This window comes from Pedobacter sp. AW31-3R, from assembly GCF_052180285.1.
Taxonomy (GTDB): Bacteria; Bacteroidota; Bacteroidia; order Sphingobacteriales; family Sphingobacteriaceae; genus Pedobacter.
Genome location: NZ_CP197475.1, coordinates 6,109,189 through 6,128,738, shown reverse-complemented (window position 1 = coordinate 6,128,738; position 19,550 = coordinate 6,109,189). Strand labels below are relative to the sequence as shown.

Below are 19,550 nucleotides of genomic sequence, written 5' to 3'. Positions count from 1 at the left end.
GGTTCAAAAGGCCTTATTTACATTTACAAGCTATTGAAGGCATGATGATTGTAGATGGACAGTTTAAATTAACTTACAACACAATAAAATTAGTCAGATTACCAATCATTATTATTATTTTTTCGTTACAACTATGGAGAATATACCGGTGCCAGTGAATGAAGATGGGCGATTGCAGGCACTAGAAAATTATCATTTATTCCATTCGTTTTCAGAAATTGAATACGACAGATTTACAGAGCTCGCAGCTCTCATTTGTCAGGCTCCGATTTCGGTGATCACTTTCGTTGATGAAAAAAAAGAATGGTTCAAGTCGAAAAGAGGAATAACACTTCATGAAATGGCGAGGGAAAGTTCTTTCGGCCAATATACCATTATGGGAACCACTGTTTTCGAGGTGGTCGATGCCATGGCTGATCAACGTTTCAATACCAATATACTGGTTACCGGAGCACCCTATGTCAGGTTTTATGCCGGATTTCCACTGGTGGATACAAAAGGATACACTGTTGGGACACTTAGTGTGATGGATCATCAGCCGAAACAACTCGATGCCGGTCAGCAGAGGGGGCTGGAATTGTTAGCGGCTGAAGTCATGCGGCATATCCTTGCACACCGTCAGCAGGAGGACATCCGGAATTTTGATAAAGTCTTTAAATTTTCAGACGACCTGATTTGCATTACGGATATTGCAGGGAATTTCAAGAAGGTGAATGATGCTTTCTGTAACCAATTAGGCTGGGATATAAAGGAACTCCTGGTACAATCTATTCCACAGCTTGCGCATCATGACGATGAAGACCTCACGGTGCAGGAAATGCAGCCCTTGCAGGAAGGGCAGAATACAGTGAGTTTCGTCCACCGCTTAAAAATTGCCACCGGAGGATATAATTTTATCCAATGGAACTTGACGCTTGAACCTGCCACCGGGAACGTTTTTGGTGTGGGAAGAGATGTCAGTGAATGGCAGTTGTTAGAGATTGCGCTTCAGCGTACCGAGGAGATGATGGAGCAGAACAACCATGTGGCGAAAGTGGGGGGCTGGGAGTATGATATTCCTGGGGAGAGCATCTATTGGACATCCGAGACCAGGATTATCCATGGCGCCGGGCCCGATTTCCTGCCTGCAATGGATAATGTGTTTGATTTTTATCAGCCTGGGCGGGACCTTGATCTCATCACGCGGGTCATGGTGGAAGCCATAGAAAAGGGAACTCCCTGGGATGTGGAAATGGAGATCATCACCCTTGAGGGAGAGAAAAAATGGATAAAAAACATTGGACGCAGTGTATTGGAAGACGGGAAATGTGTGCGGATATATGGTTCTGTTCAGGACATTGACGAACGGAAGAAAACGGAGCTGGAGGTTATCCGTTCCAAGGCTATCCTGACTTCATTTGTTGAATACACTCCTGCTGCGGTGGCCATGATGGATAATGAAATGCGGTACATTGCTTACAGCCGTCGCTGGAAGGAAGACTATCAACTGACGGGCAATTTGATCGGTACTTCCTATTACGGGTTGTATGGCAATACCGCGGATGATCAGATACGGAAGGCCAGACATCAGCAGATCCTGAAAGGGGCGGTAGAAATTGCCGAGGAGGATTTGCATTACGATGAAGTGACGGGGGAGACCCACTACGACAGCTGGGAGATGCGGCCCTGGTATGAAAAAGAGGGAAAGATTGGCGGGATGATGATTTTTGCGAAGGATGTCACACAGCTGGTTACCCAGCGGGCTGAGCTCGAGCAGGCAAAAATAGCGGCTGAAGGAGCCAGCATGGCTAAATCTGAATTCCTGGCCAATATGAGCCATGAAATCCGTACGCCGCTGAATGGGGTGATCGGTTTTACCGACCTGGTGTTAAAGACTTCGCTGAGCAAGGACCAGGAGGAATATCTCTCTATCGTTAACCAGTCGGCTAATATCTTGTTGGTCATTATAAACGACATTTTAGATTTCTCAAAAATTGAAGCGGGCAAGATGGAGCTCGACCTGGAACGGCATGATCTGTATGAAATCTGTCGCCAGGCCACAGCGCTGGTTACCTTCCAGGTTCAGCAAAAGGGTTTGTCGATGTTGATCACTATGCCGGAAGATATGCCTGCATATGTCTGGCTAGATGCGTTGCGCCTGAAACAGATCCTGGTTAACCTGTTGGGGAATGCAGTAAAGTTTACTGAAAAGGGATTGATAGAGCTGAAGGTGGAGGTCGTAGCGCAGCAGGACGGGCAAGCTACCTTATGTTTTAGCGTGAAGGATACAGGGATAGGCATCCGGACTGATAAGCAGGAAACAATTTTCCATGCTTTTTCACAGGAAGATGGTTCTACGACTAAAAAATATGGAGGAACGGGTTTAGGATTAAGTATTACGAGTAAATTACTCACATTGATGGGCAGTAACTTACGGGTGTATAGTGATGCCGGGCAGGGAAGTGTGTTCTTTTTCACACTAACGATGAAAGCTGAACATGGTGACGTGCAGAACGAAGCTGAAACCCACCTGGTTCAACAGAAGCTTCCTATAGGCGATAGGCTTGAGCGGGCTGGGGTAACCATTCTGGTGGCGGAAGATAATCCGATAAATATGCTGCTGGTGCGGACAATTCTGAAAAGGGTTGCTGCTCATGCCCGTGTTCTTGAAGCGGTGAACGGGCTGGAGGTTCTTAAATTTTGCAGGAAGGAGATCCCTGATTTAATTATTATGGATATCCAGATGCCTGAAATGAACGGTTATGAGACTACGACCAAGATCCGGGAGATGGACAATGGAATCCATGTGCCGATTGTAGCGCTTACTGCCGGAAATGTTAAACATGAACGGGAGAGATGCCTTCGGGTGGGGATGGACGATTTTATGGTGAAGCCGATTATTGAAGACAGGATCATTGAGATCCTGAAGAAGTGGCTGCCTGGTTCTTCCCCTGCTGAATAACTTCGCCAAGTTTGCCGGAAAGCATGTCGAGGATCGTATTGGAGCCCTTCCAGATAGGCTGGCCGCTCTCGTCAATTCCATCTACAAAAATATAACCCGAACTATTTTCTCCATCAATCATGACGGTATATTGCCCGGAATCATCTGTTGGGGCGGTAATCACAATATTCTGGGTCGTGTGATTTTCGTTGGTGATCTTAATTTTATATTCCTCCATCATCCAGTAACAATCCGGGGATTGTTTTAGTTTGAAAGCTACATTCAGTTCCATAACAGCTGTATGTACATTCAGCAGAATTCTTCAACACATTACTGGTCTCTTTTTATCGATCTGTGTTCTTCAATCTTTTGATAACACTTGGTGACAATTCAGTTGCCTTAGCAATTTGTTCGAAGGGTATCCCTGCTTCTTTTAACCGCAGGGCAATCTTTCTGGAAGTTTCTTTTGCTCCTTCTGCTTTACCTCCCTGGTAAAACGGATTGTATTCTTTTGTAAATCTTGGTTCGTAATTCATAATGATCTCAAATAAATTGTTGTTTTTTCGTTAACGAAGTTCTTCACTATTTTATTGATCAGTGTTCTTCAATCTTTTGATAACACTTTGTGACAATTCAGTTGCCTTAGCAATCTGTTCGAAGGGTATCCCTGCTTCTTTTAGCCTCAAGGCAATCTTTCTGGAAGTTTCTTTTGCTCCTTTAATCATGCCTTCTACTCTGCCTTCCACTAATCCCTCTGCTCTGCCTTCTACTAATCCTTCTGCTCTACCTCCCTGGTAAAACGGATTGTATTCTTTTGTAAATCTCGGTTCGTAATTCATAATGATCTCAAATAATTGCTGTTTTTTCGTTAACTGAGTTCTTCACTATTTTATTGATCAGTGTTCTTTAATCTTTTGATAACACTTGGTGACAATTCAGTTGCCTTAGCAATCTGTTCGAAGGGTATCCCTGCTTCTTTTAGCCTCAAGGCAATCTTTCTGGAAGTTTCTTTTGCTCCTTTAATCATGCCTTCTACTCTGCCTTCCACTAATCCCTCTACTCTGCCTTCCACTAATCCTTCTACTCTGCCTTCCACTAATCCCTCTGCTCTGCCTTCTACTAATCCTTCTGCTTTACCTCCCTGGTAAAACGGATTGTATTCTTTTGTAAATCTTGGTTCGTAATTCATAATGATCTCAAATAAATTGTTGTTTTTTCGTAATTGGGAGAGTATCCCCAGTTGGTTTAAATATTTATTATAGGTAATACCCGTTGTCACTTCTCTCAATCCTTGAATAATCCGTCCTACCACTACATCAAGACTATCTCCATTAAAGTTACATAAAATAGAGAATACTTTGCTTTCTGCGGATGAATTATTTAGCAGATAATTATAATCTATATCTATAAACGATTTTATGGAGTAGTTGAACTCAAAGTTGCCCATTTTTATATCGGTTTCCATTTGGTGTTCCTGCTTTCCCAGGAACAGCACATACTGTTTAACCGGAATCTCGTATTTACGCAATAACATGATATAATACTCTGCCATCCGAAAGCGCATTTTTGGATCAGGCCTTGTCTGACATTCGATGTGTAAGATAGAAGCCTTACCTTCCCTGTTCCACACTCTTTTCAGGAAATCAGGTTTTCGTTCTTTTGTATGCTGAATATCTGTAGGCAGGCCTTCTTCCTTAAGGATATCCATATTCAACATATTTCCGGCAATGCTGGGCAGCATGACATCAATGTTCTCTTTAAAAATTCGATCATAATCGCTATTGTTTGTGCTGCGGATGGTTCGTGACTGCATAAATTCAGGTTAGTGTTTAAAGCCTCTTTCATTCCATCAAAAGGCAAAAAATTTCCCCTGAATAGACAAGCTAATTTATTATGGTCTGATGGATATGTGGTCATTTATTTCAATAACTAAATTTCTTTGAGTTTTTGGGGGTAAAAACTCATGAAAAATTTAAAATATTTTATTTCTCACCATGCAGATGATACGCACAACAGGACCAGCACAGCATTTTTAATTTCACACCACACCTATTTAATGGTCTGTTTTTTCAACAAACGGACCACTACCACAGCACCAATCAGTGCCGGAAAAAATAAAAGAAAAGAGCGTTGCAGTAAGGTAAATAGTGATAAAACCGAAGCAGGCACAATCTGGGCAAAGAGCACAGCAATGCTGGCTTCTGCAAAACCACTTCCACCCGGACTCGGGGCAAAATAGATCATAAACTGGATCAAGATCTGGATACTGACCACCTGTAATAGTTCTGTTTGAACGCCTAGTCCAAGAAGAATCACATACTGCATCGCATATTTATTTAGGTATAGCAAGGTGGTGATCAGTAAGCTCAAAGGGAACAGAAAGGGGTTTTCTGCGAGTAACTTCCTGCAGATCTGCTGATAGTTTACCACCTTGGAATAGGAACGTTCCCCCCAGTTTTCCGCCTTATCTTTCCTGGAGGGGAAGATACTGCCGAAGAGGCCGGCCATTTTCCTGATCAGGGTTCCTGCCAGCAGCGGCTTCCAGAAAGCCAGCATAAACACCAGTAGAAAAATGGAAAATACCGAAAAGCCATATTTCAGTAGTGTCAGTACCAGTCCGCTTTCCAGCTGACCATTCATCAATAGCATGGCAAATAATCCTGCGATGGGCATAAACAACAGGGTAGCTCCCATATTGATCAGGCTCACTATAAATCCGTCCAGTAATTTCAGGCCATGCTGATGGTACACATACAACTGAGCCGGCCCTGCGCCACTGTGAAAAGGGGTAATTGCCCCCATGAACATATTGGCTACGTTTGCCTGGAAGCTTACCCAATGCGACAATCCGGGAGCTAATTTTCTGATAAAAATATGATTGCGCCAGCTGCCCAGCATCAGGTCGATAAAAACCATGACAAAGCAAAGGAAGATATAGCTGATATTGATACTGGATAGGGCCTTCAGGGTATCGCCGGTATGGTTATAGAAAAAAACTACTGCAATAGACGAAACCGTAATCAGACATAACCATAAACCGCCTTTGTAGATCATCTGTTTATTGAAAACGGCGTCTAGTGTTTTTTCTTTTATCACTGTGCTTCCTTCCTGTGCGGGAGGAATGCTGTTATTTGTATCTGACATGTTATTTTTTACCATATAAATTTTTACCTGGAAGATTTTTTGTTGGTGTCATCAGTTCTGTATAGGTTATGAAATGATTGGCATGACCTCTGCATGATTATTTTTTATTCCATCAGTTCTGTACAGGTAATGAAATGATTGGCACTACCCCTGTATCATCAATTATTCAATCCATTTTAATCAATTCAGGGCATTACCTTCATTCGCAGGAACAGGCTTATTCATCCATTTCAGTAGGCTAGGGAAGATATCTGCTGTCCTTGCGGAATGAGTTGCCCATCCTTTTTGGTTGTAAATCATAGGGACATGCATATGTTCCTTGGTCAGGGATCCATGGGAACCCTTATGTTCCGGGTACTCCCAGAAATCCCGAAGATCATAGCCATTTCTTGCACTCACCACCACATCACCGGCGCGTCGGCATTTCAACAGCTGGGAGATTTGCACCAATGCATCGGGATACAGGCTGTTAAAGGTACTTTCCAGGGCTTCGCGGTGGGTAACAGGAGGAATATGGCCTAAAAACAAAGGATCGGCATCCAAAGGTTGGTAGGAATAGTTCTCCCTTTGCTGAGTGATCAATGCCTTTCCATGCTGGTTCTGCACCATATATTCCCCTGGCCGGTTTCCGCGGTAAGCGACAAAGTCGACAGCCTTTTCCCTAAGTAGTTCCGTCATTCTGGTTTTACCGAAATGTATCATCAGTTCCTGTTCTTTCAGTACCTGTGCCCCGTCATGGTTCAGCAGGTGTATACTGCCGAAAGAATTTCCCGAAATCATCACGGCAGATTTTGGCTTTCTGCGCCAGATCACAGGATAACCCACCGATTTCAATCCCTGTTCCGTCATCCAGTCGCCCAGGTCGAAATGCGTATGGCTTGGCGTCAGGCCATGGTCGGAGGTCAGCATGAACAGTGTATCTTTCCACCAGCCCTTCTTTTCCAGGTTGGCCCTCACTTCACCAATACTGTTGTCTGCAATCTGGTAAGCTTCCACCGTGCGGTAATCCCTGATATGGTGGTAATGAGAATCCCAGTCCACACTGGGAAATACAGCAAAGAGAAAATCAAAATCTTTACCACTATTCAACAGTGCCATGATCCTTTCGTGTCCCTGGAGGTCAACCGGATGGTGTCTTTTCATGAAGTGGGCACGCATGTACAACCAGCTTTTACCTTTTTTGCCCAGGTCATATGCATCGGGGATATTCCTGGTGATCATATTATAGAGGTTATAAGACTTGCCCATCACCTCAAACAGGGTAGGTATTTCGGCAGGCATATCGGTATTAAACCAGTTGGCTTCGGGACCACAATACGAACGCATGGCCATTTTATTCCATCTTGTGCGTTTAAACTCCTGTTTGTCGAACCACCTGATGCCGGGGATATTCATCGTACCAGGGAAATGCCCCGTAAGAAAGGGGAGGTATGCCGGGCCGGTGGTAGAAGGGAAACAGGTGGTGGCGGTGCGGAAGGTACCTTCTTCAGCGAGCTGCTGCAGGTGCGGAAGTTTGCCTTCTGCCATCAGTCCGTTTAATATATCCGGCCGGGCACCATCCAGCAGGTAGAAAAGTACTCTTTTTTTAGGGCTACTCATAAGTTATATGCGATTTTGTTTGTACACTATTTATCCAGCTCGTCTTAAAAAGACGCGCGAACTGATCATAAGAAGGGTATAAAAGACAGTAGGTTAACCTTGCTAACTGGTTGGTATTATTTACTCAATTTGATTTTATAGCCCAGACGCAGGGTCACCAGCTGCATATTCAGGCTGAAATAACTATCGTATTTCAGGCTGGTTTCCAGTCCCCCGCCCAACACATAACCTGCAGAAGCCGAGACGATCATCGATGAAGTTTTGTCATCCACCTTAAACCGTGTTTCTGACTGGTCCTTGTGCACTTCCACAAATTCTGTTGGCTTATTCAAGCCCACCAACATCCCCATCTCCCCGGCGAAGAATAAGTGTTTCGACGTATAGGTCCGTATTCCTAGTTTCAGTGGCATGCCTACCAATGTCTTATAGTCATAATAAGACAGGTACCACATATCGGAGGTGTAAGGCTGTCTATAGGTTGCTTCTTGTTCATGGAAGATCACTCCGGTAGTCAGGCTGGCGGCAAAGCGGTCATTGAATTCACGGAGCACAGAAATTTCTCCTCCATAAACCGGCTTTGAGGCATTGAGTTCTGTTCCGGCAAGTACATCCATCCCCAGGAACCAGTTTTCCGAAGTATGTGTAGTCCTGGAAATCGGTTTAAAAACAGAATTAAAAGCAAGTCCGGCTTCCCATCCGAATTTGTTCTTATGCGTGGTGACCGTTATGGAATAATTGGAATATCCGTATTCATCAGGTGCCTCCGGGGTAAAATTTAACTGGGAATGCTGGGAATACCTTCTGACTGTAGGGCCTGCGAACACGCTGATGTTTTTGGTCAGCTGTGCATTCATCAGCAACTTTCCCTGTTTCCAGTTCTCCCGGAGTGACTTAACGCCAAAACGTTGGTAACCTGCAATGGCCGATAGGTATAGCCGGTCGCTGAACATAAAATCATGTCCAATGCTCAATCCCAGTCCAACAGTCCTTTCCTCTTGTCCCACATTCATGCCAGCATGCACTGTTGTATAAAAGCGGTGTGTACCGGAAGTAAAGAACACATTGGTATTCATTACATCACTGGCAAACAGGCCGACCTTATAAAATCCATTCCTGCTGATATTCAACAATCCGATACTGGCGCCATAAGAAGTATCGGCCACATTCACCAACCCGATCTGCAACCCTCTCAGCATTCGTGTTTCATTATTCAGGGTAGCGAACTGAACGCCGGTCACTGTACCTTCCGTCTTATTGATATATCCTGCCATTTGTGCTCCTTTCACATCGCCCAGCGTTTTATTGCTTACCCCTGCGAGTTGTACACCATTCACTGTTCCCCCCACTAAATTAAACACTCCGGAGAACTGGAAATACCTCGAATCAAAGCGGTTGATATTAAAAACCCCACCAATTTCAGCACCTTCCACCCCGGCGGTATAGCCGCCCAGAAGGTTAAAAGAAAACTTATTCACCACTTGCGGACTCATCATCCCGCGGGTACTTAATCCCGGGGTCAGGGAAACCTGGAACTCCCTGTTGGCAAAGAAATCGGGGATATTCAGGCTCTGTATCCTTTGTTTTGCACCGATAAGGAACCTGCCGAGCCCTTCTTTTTCTATACCTCTGCTATTTTCTGCAGCATGCTGGTAATCGGCGGCGCGGATCCTGTCGGTAATGGCAACCGACTGCAGGTAATTGATCGAGGCATCCTTAAATAACAGTTTACTTGCAGTAAGCGTAATTTCCCTGGCTTGTCCGGTCTTAAATTTCAGTTTAAAATATCCGTGTTCATCTGTCATGGCTGCCACCAGCAACTCTTTTTCATAAACACTGGCATTCATCAGGCGTTCACCGGAAAGGGCATCAACCACCAGTCCACTGATAGAATAGCTCTGCTGTTCTGACATTACATCGGTCGTAATAATCTTCAGGGATCTCAGGGGAGGGGTAATCACCAGGAAATTCTTGTTCTCTGTAAACTCATATTTATGGTGAAACAGGAGTTCCAGGGCATCGCCCAGGGTAATCCCCTCTCCTTTCACCGTGGCCAGGCTATCTTTTGGAATCAGGTTACTGTTATAGGAAAAGCTGAAATTTCCGGCTTTCTCCAATTGTTTAAACACCTGTAGCAATGGTTTCTGTCGCATATCAATCGTTATCCTGCGCTCCAGGATTTGCTGGGCCTGAAGACTATTGTACAGGCTGGCAATTAAAATAATGGCTAAAGTGATTCGTCTGCTTATTGGTGTAAAGGTCATCCCGGGGGTTATTTCGCTAGGTTAAATAGGATCTGTTTATCTTTTCTGGTTACCTTCAGGTTGAAGGTTTTGGCAATCACACTAAGAATATCATCCAGTGATTCATTTTTAAAAGTCGCATTCATGGGCAGGTCTCTTAGTGCGGTCTGCTGAAAAGAAATCTTCACCTCATAGGCTTCCTCCAGCACTTCGCAGAGTTTCCAGAGGGGGGTGCCATCGGCTATAAACTCCTTGCTGCGGTAATAATTGTAAAGGAGATCGGTATGTTTTTCTTTTTGCAGGCGCACATCTGACGGATGGACAAGAACGCTTTCTGCAGGCGACAGGAGGATGTGGTTTTTATGGTTATCCACTTCAACCTTACCCGATTCCACAATCACCTCTGTTCTTCCCTTGTTCACTTTTACATTAAACGCTGTTCCAACAACCTTAATCTGCATTCCGTTTACGCGGACAAAAAAAGGCCTGGTCTTATCGTGGCTCACCTTAAAAAAAGCCTCCCCCTTATTCAGGCTTACTGTCCTGGTCTTGCCTGTAAAAGATTCCGGATACTTTAACATCGAATTCTTGTTCAACACTACGGTTGACCCGTCCGCTAACAGCGTGGTCTGTATTTGGCTGGAGGTCGTTGCGGTTAACTCCTTTACAGGGCTGGTCCGGAGCATAAAAAACCAGATCATCAGCGGAATGCCAGCGAACACCGCAGCAACTTTCATCCAGGTACGCCAATCGTATTTTTTCCTTAAGGGGATAACCCTTGTTTTTTTATGTGTGGCGGCTTTCTCTTTAAACCGGATAAGGGAAGCTACAGCATCTGCAGGAGGTCTGGAAAGGGTTGGGGCAGTGATGTTCCATACCTGCTGAAGATTTTCCAGTTCCTGCTGGTTTTTATTGTCTTGCCGGCACCATTGTTCCACGGCAATCCTCTCCTCGGGGCTAGCTTCATTTGTCACGTAATGAATTAATGTATCAATATTCATTTTTCAATTAATTAGGAGCCAAAAAATAAGAAGGGGTAGGTAATCTTCCAGTTGTATTCTCAATCTTTTCAATGCTTTAACCATGTGTTTTTCCACCGTATTCACGGAAATTTCCAGCATCCCGGCAATTTCCCTGTACTTCAGCTGTTCATATCTGCTCAACTGAAATACCATTCTACATTGTTCTGGTAAATGGTTCAATGCATTGTTAATGGCCTGCTGCAGTTCTTTGTATTGTACTGATTTTTCTGCTTTCTCCTGATTTTCTTCTGTCCGCGGCTGACTGTGTTTTTGGTATGTGCTTTCAATCTGCTGGTGTTTAAGATGATTCATACATTCATTATATACGGCGCGGTACAAATAGGCTTTCTGGTAAGTGGAATTGTTTAGGGCTTCTCCATTTTCCACGAGTTTTAAAAAGACATTGTGTACCATATCTTCCGCGATGGCATCATCCCTGACCATACTGCTGGCATAGCGGTTCAGTGCAGGATAATACATCAGATAAATTTCATCAAAGTCGGCCGGCAGGTCCTGCTGCTTTGTTTCTGCTATCATTTGTTTCTCATTCGGGTGTACGGTTAAATGCGCTTTAGTGATAAGACAACCAAAGTACGGTTTACCGCCATTGGATAGAGAAATAAATTTTTGACCGGAGTGGGGGAGAGTGGAATCATTGCCGGGCTGATGTCTGCCGATGAGAACTGAGCAGTGGTAATGAGGGATGGGCTGTAACCCAACTCAGCAAAATTATTGGTATACAATCTTGCGTACTTGGAATGGTGGTATCTGTAAATCGGTGCCACTCCTTCAAAAGTTCCAAGATGGGATAGAATATTCCATCCAAAATTATCTCGGATCAAGATCAAAAGTTGTGGGCAAAGGCAAGATGTTCAGCTTGAAGTATTGAACTTTCCCGATGTGATCACGATATGAACACCTGTTATGTTTTATACTTAATGATCCTGTCTCAAATAAACTGAATCAAAGTCCGTCCAGAAAGAGGAAGATGGACCAATTTTGATGCTAAAGATGCGATGTCTTTTTTTTAACTATTGATTAATACTGAGTCAGTGGATGACCGCTGTATTAAAAATACAAATCAGACTCAAATTTTCTCGATCCCAGACCATGGAAATATGGAGGATAACCGGATTTGTAATTGCTCAGAAACCACCTCCATCCGGTGATATATGTCGACTATTGTGCCGGGCTCTGTATAACGATTGATAATTTTACGTTTTTAGGCTATTTATAGCTTTGCTGTGCGCTTAAATGCTAGCATTTACATAATTATATGTTTTGAATTATTAATTTGCTCAGAGGTCATTATATGAAGTATTTTCATTTTGCGCAAAACTGTCAATAGTTTAGGATTGGGTATATTTAGAACTTGGTAACGGTTTTAGAATTGTTCGATACGTCCTCGGGCAAACTGCGTGTCAGCTGCGAGTTGACTGCGACTTTTGAGGGGGTAAAAAACACTAGTGATTTTTACACGGACTTTTCACGGAGATAATATGCACCTGAGTCGCTCTCTGACCGAGGACGTACCGAACAGATATCATGTACAATTACTTAAAATATACGTGCGTCTGATTTAAATTTATGATCATCATATGATATTAAAGTAATTAATAGTATGTTGTCTATTTATTGGAAATTGCGATAAGCACGTAAAGCCTACACCGGTTTCAGATTTAAAATCAATGTGCTTTTTTGGAGGCCTCGTATTTGCTTCCCGGTTCTATGGGAGCATCATTGATATTTTTGAGCAAGATGAATGTAGAAGAGTAAAAAATGGTGATCAATTCTCAAGCTGCCTTGATGCTATTTCTATAGAAAATTAATGCTAAAACTCAAAGCAATTAGAAGTCAATTCCTGTGGAGGAGAAAGATCAAATTCTTCTTATAGAGGTGATACCGATTTATACCTAGTTTAACATGCTCCCCACAACTTTTGGTCTTGATTCGATAAGGGCAGACCTGTCCACCAGTAGACAAGGAATTAATCAGGTTGCTAATACTTTTATGAATTAAACTCTGGAGGTTAATCATCAGTATGCAGCGGCCTGAATCTTAAAAAAAATAGGCCGTATCATGACTGTCTTCGCATACTTTGCTTAATTTTTTCCCGATGCTGTTCGCCCCATGCGCTCAGTTCCCTCATCACATCTTTCAAGGTATGGCTATACCCCGTTGCTTCATAAATAATGCTTACCGGGGTGGTTGGGTACACATTCCGTGTAATAAACTCATTTAGTTCCAGATCTTTCAGCTCTTTGGCCAATACCTTGGCAGATATGCCGGTTACTTCCTGTTGAATCTCGTTAAAACGCTTTGGTGAGTGCATCAGGCAGAGGATCACTGCAAGCTTCCATTTTCCATTAATCACATATAGCGAGTCGAGGATATTCCGGAGTGAGCTGTTACACTCTGCCTTGGTTGGAAGAGGTTCATTTATAATCACTTTCATAACCGTAAAGGTAATCACTTACCTCCATGTAACCGCTTTCCTTTAGGTAAGTACTTACATTTTACCAGCTGCTAACTGTAGTTTTGCCGGTGTAATAATCATACAAGACATGAAACATATCCTTCATTTAAAATCGAGCATACTAGGTAGCGCATCATACAGCATCAGGCTCGGCGATGCTATCGTAGAAAAAATACAAGATAAATATCCGGGCAGCAGCCTGGAAGAAGTAGATCTGGCAGAAATGGAAATTCCGCATCTTAACCCTGCTCTCTTTCGCACATTCTTTATTCCTGGCGATCAGCTTACCGAAGAGGAAAAAGCAACCATACGCCTATCCGATGATTTTGTTAAACAGTTATTTGCTGCAGATATTATTGTGATTGGCGCGCCGCTTTACAACTTTACTATTCCCTCATCACTCAAAGCGTGGATTGACTATATTACCCGGCCTGGAATAACTTTTGGGTATGGCGAAAATGGTCCTGTTGGATTGGTAACGGGAAAGAAAATTTATGTGGCCATGTCATCAGGTGGTGTCTATTCAGAGGGTCCTGGCAAAGCCAACGATTTTGTTGCCCCTTATTTGAAGGCCTTTCTTGGCCTTTTGGGTATCACGGATTTAACCGTAGTTCGTGCTGAAGGATTAAAAGTTGAGGGATTGAAGGAACATGCAATGGAGAAAGCTATCGACAGTATCGAGATCATATAGTGGCATCACTTCTTATTCCTACCTTTTCATTTGAACATGTTGAGGTAGGAGTAAGAATCTCAGCCTTTTGATTATAAACTCTGGTATTTCTGTTTGTGGTGTACAAATGAGATCAATCTATTTCAATTTTGGGGTAATTGTGTGAGTAAGTTCCTTTATTACCCCTAATGGAAGCGCTGTTATAGAAGCTATTTTGTCATCTGGCATTCCATTTTCTTTAAGTTTGACAGCAATTTCCCGGGAGTTTTCATATGCTCCTTTTATTATCCTCTGCGTTATCCCTTGCGTACTGCCTCTTTCTTCTCCTAATTGAAAGAATGCATTTTTTTCAATTACTAATCTTGGATCATAATTCATATCTAATTTTATTAAATGTGATAATGCTCTTAATTGTGAAAGGATGCTTAGCTGGTTCACATACCTGAGATCATCCAACTCTCCGGCTAGTTCTCTTCACTCCTCCATAATTCGCTTTACCACCATAGCAGGATCATTTCCACCAAAGTTGTATAAAGTGGAAGATATTTTACCTTCATCAATGATTACATTTTATAGTATGTTGTAATTTATATCTATGTTAATTTACAATGTTGTGTTTTAAGTCAGATTTATCATCAATTAATAGCTGTGCCACTCTGGATGCTTTTTTCACCAAGAAATAAAACAAACTAAATAAAGGGGCACTGGTATTTCCGTCACAGCATGATATAATCATTTTAAAAGATCCGGATGTTGAAAGTTCGCGTATGCTATGCTAACCACCTAACAGAAGATTTTATTTTCAAATTCATCAAATTCTTTGGAGAGATTGAACATTCTAAGAGGTAAAATAAACAATAAAGGTTTCCGGATTGTCCTGATGAATGAGAATGATGTAATTCGGGGCAGCATTATTGTGATTGAAGAATAAAACCATCCTATTATCTACTAACATTTCAAAAAATTATGCAATATTTATACTTCAAATCAGCACAGGGTAATTTTGGTGATGATCTTAATCCCTGGCTTTGGCCTCAATTGCTGAACACGACTTCGGAACAGGCAAGGAATGCCGACTACTTTATTGGCATTGGGTCAATACTGCATCCTGTAAGTAAAATTATTGATTTGAAGGATTCCATCAGTAAAAAGATAGTATTTGGGACAGGTGTTCGTCCATGTACCGACTACCGGAAATTGGTGCTGAATGATTCCTGGGATATTAAATTTCTAAGGGGGCCGTTGTCGGCGCATTCGCTGAACAATGCACATGAGTATATTACCGATGGAGCTTATGCCGTACGTCATCTAGAAACTTTTAATGATTTATTAAAAACCCCAAAAAAGTATAAAATCAGTGTCATGCCCTACTTCCATTCTGTGGGATCCCTGGACTGGCGAAGGATTTGTCAGGATTTAGGGTATCATTACATCTCTCCCTTCTCTGAAAATGGTGTTGCCTCCACCTTACAGGAAATTGCTGCTTCTGAATATGTGATTACAGAGGCCATGCATGGTGCAATCCTGGCAGATGTATTACGGGTTCCCTGGCACCGAATTACGGTAACTACCCCTTACAATGAAGGACCACAGGTGTCAGAGTTCAAGTGGATGGATTGGATGTACTCCATAGGTTTGGGGCATATCCATGCGACAAAAATCAAATTTTACCGTGGAGCTGTAGTAAACCATTGGGTTCAAAAGCTGACCAACGGCATGGTAAAAGTTGAACTGCTAAGAAAACAACGCCTTTTCAAAGACGTTTCACATACCTTGAAAAACATAAAAGATTATAACTTATCTGCTGATCAAGTGATGGATGAAATAGACAATAAAATTGGCAATCAAATCTATACCTTTAACAAACCGTAAATGCCGGTCTGCAATTTCTACCCACGGCTTTTATCCTATGGGGTACTGTAAACCTGCAACAGTTTATCGATCACCAATACTTTACTGTTGTGTGAAGCTACTTCCTGGAACACCTTATTGCCCAGTTCGTCGAATATCCAGGCATTTGCTTTCTTCATAGCAATGGCTTCCTGAACTTTTGCAGTTAAGATTTGAGCATGATCTTTATCGTCTGCATAGGTATAGGAAAGAACCAGGCTGTCGTCCTGAAGGTCGGTAATTGTGCCTATCCTTGGACATATTACAGTTTTTGCATTAGAAAAAGCCAGAATTACCGTTCCTGAATTCAGGCTACTTTTTAGGTCGTATGGAAGTATCAGCAAGTCGGAGTTTTTGATATACGAGGTAAGGAGATCATCAGGAATAAATTGTAGGTCAAGATTAATATTGGCCAGGTCTTTCGCATATTCACTGATGTATTTTTTATAAGCAGATTTGGCATTTCCTGCAATGGTAAGTATTACCTCCCCTTGAAATTGTTTAACAACATCAATCAGCAATTCTATATTTTTGTAGGGTTTTACCGCACCAAGGAAAAGCAGGTTTAACTTCGTTTCATCCTTTTTTACTAGAGAAGATTCAGGGGCGGCCTTATAGCTACCAATATAATCAGGGTGGGGAATATATATAATCTTTTGTCGGTCAAGTCGGTATTCCAAAAGCAGTATTTCAGCCGATAATTTTGAATGTACAATAATAACATCTGCGCTGGTCACAATCAGTTTCAAAAAAGTTTTTTTCAGCCATTTATTTTTCTGGTCGTGCATAGTCCTATTGTGCATAGTCCACACAATTCTTTTTCCGGCTATTTTAAAAGCGATTAATTTGCCTGCGCGGGCTATAAATTTCCGGATATCAGTGCTGGTACTTTTCCCCAGAGATTCAAACCAATTCAAGTGAACTACATTTATACTTCGAAAGGATTGATAATTTTTAAAGGCATTATTATAGGTGATCAATTCCACTCCTTTAGATTTAAGGCCTTCTGTAATAATGCTTCCATATTTATTGGCTGAGTGGTCTGAGGGGTAGAAAAGAATCTTCATAGGTAGGTATACGCAAGTTCTAAAGGTAGGGATTTAAAAAGGTAAAATGCCCGAGCAAGTTATAGATAACTATCCATCCTTCAGTTTTTACAGCTATACCTTAATTACTAAACATTTAAGGGAGCGTCATTGGGGTAGGTCCGTAGTAAGTCCGGCCTGAGTCCGACCTGAGTCCGACTATTTTTAACTAGTTGTTTTTGGTCGGACTCAGGTCGGACTCAGCACGCACCCAAGTCGCAGCTACCCGAACGACTGTATAGTTTCCTGTACAAGACCATGGGTATAGTTTTTTTAGGAACAGACGCCCTAAAGGTACAGACCAAAAGCGGATGTAGTACCAACGGATAAGCATGTGGATGTTTATTTACCTGTTCGGCCTGCTGAGTTAAGTAAGCCTTCACCTTCTTTACCGCTGTAAATGGTTCATCGCAATTGGATCTTTAGAAGAGAATCTTGTTGCTTACACTGGTGCACTAGTTAATCATTTATTGTATTGATCAACTGTAGTCTATATAATTTATTCAAAATTTAAAGTTCTTATAAAGAAATGATTATTTCAGATAATGACGAGATGAGTTAATTAAAATAACCTATTCCAATCTTCTTATAATTACACGCAATATGGTAACTTAGGTTTTAGTTTTTGAACCTTAATTAACATATTATGACAGAGGCAGTAATAACGGTTACCGATGAACTGGATATTCCAGTGAAAGACGATTTTACAGGAGATATTGCGGGATCAATCGCTCTTGGGTCGGCAAATAGAATTAAAATCAAGGGTACTGATCTTCAGGTTCGGGAATTAACGAATATAGAAGATCTTAGTGCCAGTAGTGTTCCTAGTTTTTCAAATACAATATTTACGATATGAACAGAGTTCTTGATACCTTGTACAATGTATTAGATCAATATACAGGAGAATATCTCACGTATAATAAGGTGACAACCTATTCAGACGGGACACCTATGACTGATGGAAAAACAGATGGTGTGATTTATCGCAAGTTGGGGACGGAATATTTCAGAAGGAATTTTACAGGCCCCATGAATGTAAAATGGTTTGGGCCTTTAAATGCAGTCAACTTACAAAAAGCATTGGATGTTTGTCCGGATCGGAACACTTTGGAATTGGATCCCGGATCTGTGATTGATCTTGGCGGTGCCACTGTTAATGTAAATAACATTATCTCTATAAAGGGGAACCATTGTACAGTTAAAAATGGTATTTTCTGGGTAGGGACTGCTGTGAGAAGAGATTGGAATACGTCAATTGTTGATATTGTATTTGATAATTGTATGATGGAAATTAGAAATGTTCGGAGAATGACTATTGACTGTATCCACAAAAATGTTTCTAAAGCCATATACCTAAATCCCGAAGGTACTGCTACTGGTATCGTCCATAGTGTCGCTCAGCTTGTTATTCGTGGTACTTTCGCTACTGTAGATTATAATGTCTTTGCTGATCATGCCATATGGGACAGTGTCAGTGATATCATCTGCACAGGAATAATTAGTAATTATGCCAGAATAACCCATTTCCATTTAGCCGGGTGCGATGGTTTTGTATTGTCAAATTCAACGCTGTTTTTTCTTGGAGAAACAGACATCAAGGAACGGCATGTATATATTGGCCAGTCTAATTTCGTAGTGATAACCGGAAACAATTTTTTTGAATCGGGTACGGAAAGCATTTACCTCGGTATACCGAAAAAAGTGACCATTACCGGTAATAATTTCGCAAGAATAGGCCAAAGAAATTTGTTTTCCTGCATCGTGTTGACAGGTGTTACTATTGATGTTTTCGCGAGTATCACTGGAAATACAGCCGATTTTTATTCGAAACACTTCGTGGAGGTCTCTGTCCGTGGAGGCGTAGTTAATTGTAAGGGCAATGCACTTCACTTTGGTATATCAGATTTCCTTTCCTATTATGGTACGGAGTCTCTAAGTGCATCTCCTCATTATTATGTGGAGAATAAAAGTAATGACGGTTCTGCATTAATTGCTGATTTTACTGATGAAAAGGTGTCAACAAAAGTAAATCGGTATATGCTTTCAAGTTTTGCCGGATTGGAGTTAAATATTCTGGAGAGAGGTCTCTTTTATGCTGAATCCTGGACGCTGAAAGTGCTTGGGGTCGTGGCATCTACTCCCGGTACCGTACTTCATTTTTCTAATTCTGCAGGTGGCTCTGGTTCCGGACTGATCTATTCCGGAGAACTTCAGGTAACCGTAAGGGCTACAAGTGGTGCTTCTTCGACCTCCAATCTTTCGCAATATTATTTGCAGGTGTATAGAAGAAGTTCTTCAGCTGGAAATTCAATTACGGAGGTATCGAAGATGGGGTTAACCAGTGGTGGAGCCGCAAATCACCCTTCTTTTACATTCAGTTTAGATGCAGCAAATAATGCACTGATAGCTACTCCTGTTGGGCTTACTGCAGGTGACTTTACTTTCGCTGTTCAGGCTAAGGGAGATATTTTGGTTGGATAATTTTTTTTCTTGTAATTACGGAA

General features: G+C 42.0%; 18 protein-coding genes. 5 read left to right on the top strand and 13 right to left on the bottom strand.

Annotation, left to right across the window (positions count from 1 at the left end):
- Positions 1-133: 133 nt before the first annotated feature.
- The gene (locus ACSBL2_RS25000) at positions 134-2,941 is read left to right on the top strand and encodes an ATP-binding protein (protein ID WP_442589281.1); all 2,808 of its coding nucleotides are present in this window, start codon (positions 134-136) and stop codon (positions 2,939-2,941) included.
- Here the strand turns inward: ACSBL2_RS25000 and ACSBL2_RS24995 are convergent.
- The 11 genes from ACSBL2_RS24995 to ACSBL2_RS24945 form a co-directional block, all read right to left on the bottom strand.
- On the bottom strand, positions 2,892-3,212 hold the full coding sequence (locus ACSBL2_RS24995; RefSeq protein WP_442589280.1) for a hypothetical protein: 321 nt from the start codon (positions 3,210-3,212) through the stop codon (positions 2,892-2,894). The two genes, ACSBL2_RS25000 and ACSBL2_RS24995, sit on opposite strands and share 50 nt — an antisense overlap.
- A 52-nt stretch (positions 3,213-3,264) precedes the next feature.
- Complete coding sequence (locus ACSBL2_RS24990; protein ID WP_442589279.1) at positions 3,265-3,456, bottom strand: hypothetical protein; 192 nt, start codon at positions 3,454-3,456, stop codon at positions 3,265-3,267.
- A gap of 51 nt (positions 3,457-3,507) precedes the next feature.
- Positions 3,508-3,759 carry a hypothetical protein gene (locus ACSBL2_RS24985; protein WP_442589278.1) on the bottom strand — a complete coding sequence of 84 codons (252 nt, stop codon included), beginning with the start codon at positions 3,757-3,759 and terminating at the stop codon, positions 3,508-3,510.
- Between the two features lie 50 nt (positions 3,760-3,809).
- Entirely contained in the window at positions 3,810-4,733 is a 924-nt protein-coding gene (locus tag ACSBL2_RS24980; protein ID WP_442589277.1) for a hypothetical protein, read from the bottom strand.
- 236 nt (positions 4,734-4,969) lie between these two features.
- A complete protein-coding gene (locus tag ACSBL2_RS24975) occupies positions 4,970-6,064 on the bottom strand; it encodes a lysylphosphatidylglycerol synthase transmembrane domain-containing protein (RefSeq protein WP_442589276.1) in 1,095 nt (364 codons plus the stop codon).
- Positions 6,065-6,244: 180 nt separating this feature from the next.
- Positions 6,245-7,663, bottom strand: coding sequence for an alkaline phosphatase family protein (locus ACSBL2_RS24970; RefSeq protein ID WP_442589275.1), 1,419 nt, complete (start codon positions 7,661-7,663; stop codon positions 6,245-6,247).
- Positions 7,664-7,779: 116 nt separating this feature from the next.
- Positions 7,780-9,924 (bottom strand): hypothetical protein, encoded by a 2,145-nt coding sequence (locus tag ACSBL2_RS24965; protein WP_442589274.1) that lies wholly within the window; start codon positions 9,922-9,924, stop codon positions 7,780-7,782.
- Between the two features lie 8 nt (positions 9,925-9,932).
- Positions 9,933-10,904 (bottom strand): FecR domain-containing protein, encoded by a 972-nt coding sequence (locus ACSBL2_RS24960; RefSeq protein ID WP_442589273.1) that lies wholly within the window; start codon positions 10,902-10,904, stop codon positions 9,933-9,935.
- Positions 10,905-10,907: 3 nt separating this feature from the next.
- Positions 10,908-11,462 carry an RNA polymerase sigma-70 factor gene (locus tag ACSBL2_RS24955; protein WP_442589272.1) on the bottom strand — a complete coding sequence of 185 codons (555 nt, stop codon included), beginning with the start codon at positions 11,460-11,462 and terminating at the stop codon, positions 10,908-10,910.
- A 23-nt stretch (positions 11,463-11,485) separates the two neighbouring features.
- Positions 11,486-11,767, bottom strand: a complete 282-nt coding sequence (locus tag ACSBL2_RS24950; protein ID WP_442589271.1) for a hypothetical protein — start codon at positions 11,765-11,767, stop codon at positions 11,486-11,488.
- Between the two features lie 1,235 nt (positions 11,768-13,002).
- Complete coding sequence (locus ACSBL2_RS24945; protein ID WP_442589270.1) at positions 13,003-13,380, bottom strand: winged helix-turn-helix transcriptional regulator; 378 nt, start codon at positions 13,378-13,380, stop codon at positions 13,003-13,005.
- Between the two features lie 109 nt (positions 13,381-13,489).
- On the opposite strand from ACSBL2_RS24945, the gene ACSBL2_RS24940 reads away from it, so the two are divergent.
- Entirely contained in the window at positions 13,490-14,092 is a 603-nt protein-coding gene (locus tag ACSBL2_RS24940) for an FMN-dependent NADH-azoreductase (protein ID WP_442589269.1), read from the top strand.
- Positions 14,093-14,209: 117 nt separating this feature from the next.
- On the opposite strand, the gene ACSBL2_RS24935 is transcribed toward ACSBL2_RS24940, so the two are convergent.
- The gene (locus tag ACSBL2_RS24935; protein WP_442589268.1) at positions 14,210-14,449 is read right to left on the bottom strand and encodes a hypothetical protein; all 240 of its coding nucleotides are present in this window, start codon (positions 14,447-14,449) and stop codon (positions 14,210-14,212) included.
- A 588-nt stretch (positions 14,450-15,037) separates the two neighbouring features.
- Here ACSBL2_RS24935 and ACSBL2_RS24930 point away from each other — a divergent pair.
- Positions 15,038-15,943, top strand: coding sequence for a polysaccharide pyruvyl transferase family protein (locus tag ACSBL2_RS24930; RefSeq protein WP_442589267.1), 906 nt, complete (start codon positions 15,038-15,040; stop codon positions 15,941-15,943).
- 35 nt (positions 15,944-15,978) lie between these two features.
- On the opposite strand, the gene ACSBL2_RS24925 is transcribed toward ACSBL2_RS24930, so the two are convergent.
- Positions 15,979-17,028 carry a glycosyltransferase gene (locus tag ACSBL2_RS24925; protein WP_442589266.1) on the bottom strand — a complete coding sequence of 350 codons (1,050 nt, stop codon included), beginning with the start codon at positions 17,026-17,028 and terminating at the stop codon, positions 15,979-15,981.
- A 664-nt stretch (positions 17,029-17,692) separates the two neighbouring features.
- Between ACSBL2_RS24925 and ACSBL2_RS24920 the strand changes: the two genes are divergently transcribed.
- Complete coding sequence (locus tag ACSBL2_RS24920; RefSeq protein ID WP_442589265.1) at positions 17,693-17,902, top strand: hypothetical protein; 210 nt, start codon at positions 17,693-17,695, stop codon at positions 17,900-17,902.
- The gene (locus ACSBL2_RS24915) at positions 17,899-19,527 is read left to right on the top strand and encodes a hypothetical protein (protein WP_442589264.1); all 1,629 of its coding nucleotides are present in this window, start codon (positions 17,899-17,901) and stop codon (positions 19,525-19,527) included. The genes ACSBL2_RS24920 and ACSBL2_RS24915 overlap by 4 nt, the downstream gene beginning before the upstream one ends.
- Positions 19,528-19,550: the final 23 nt, after the last annotated feature.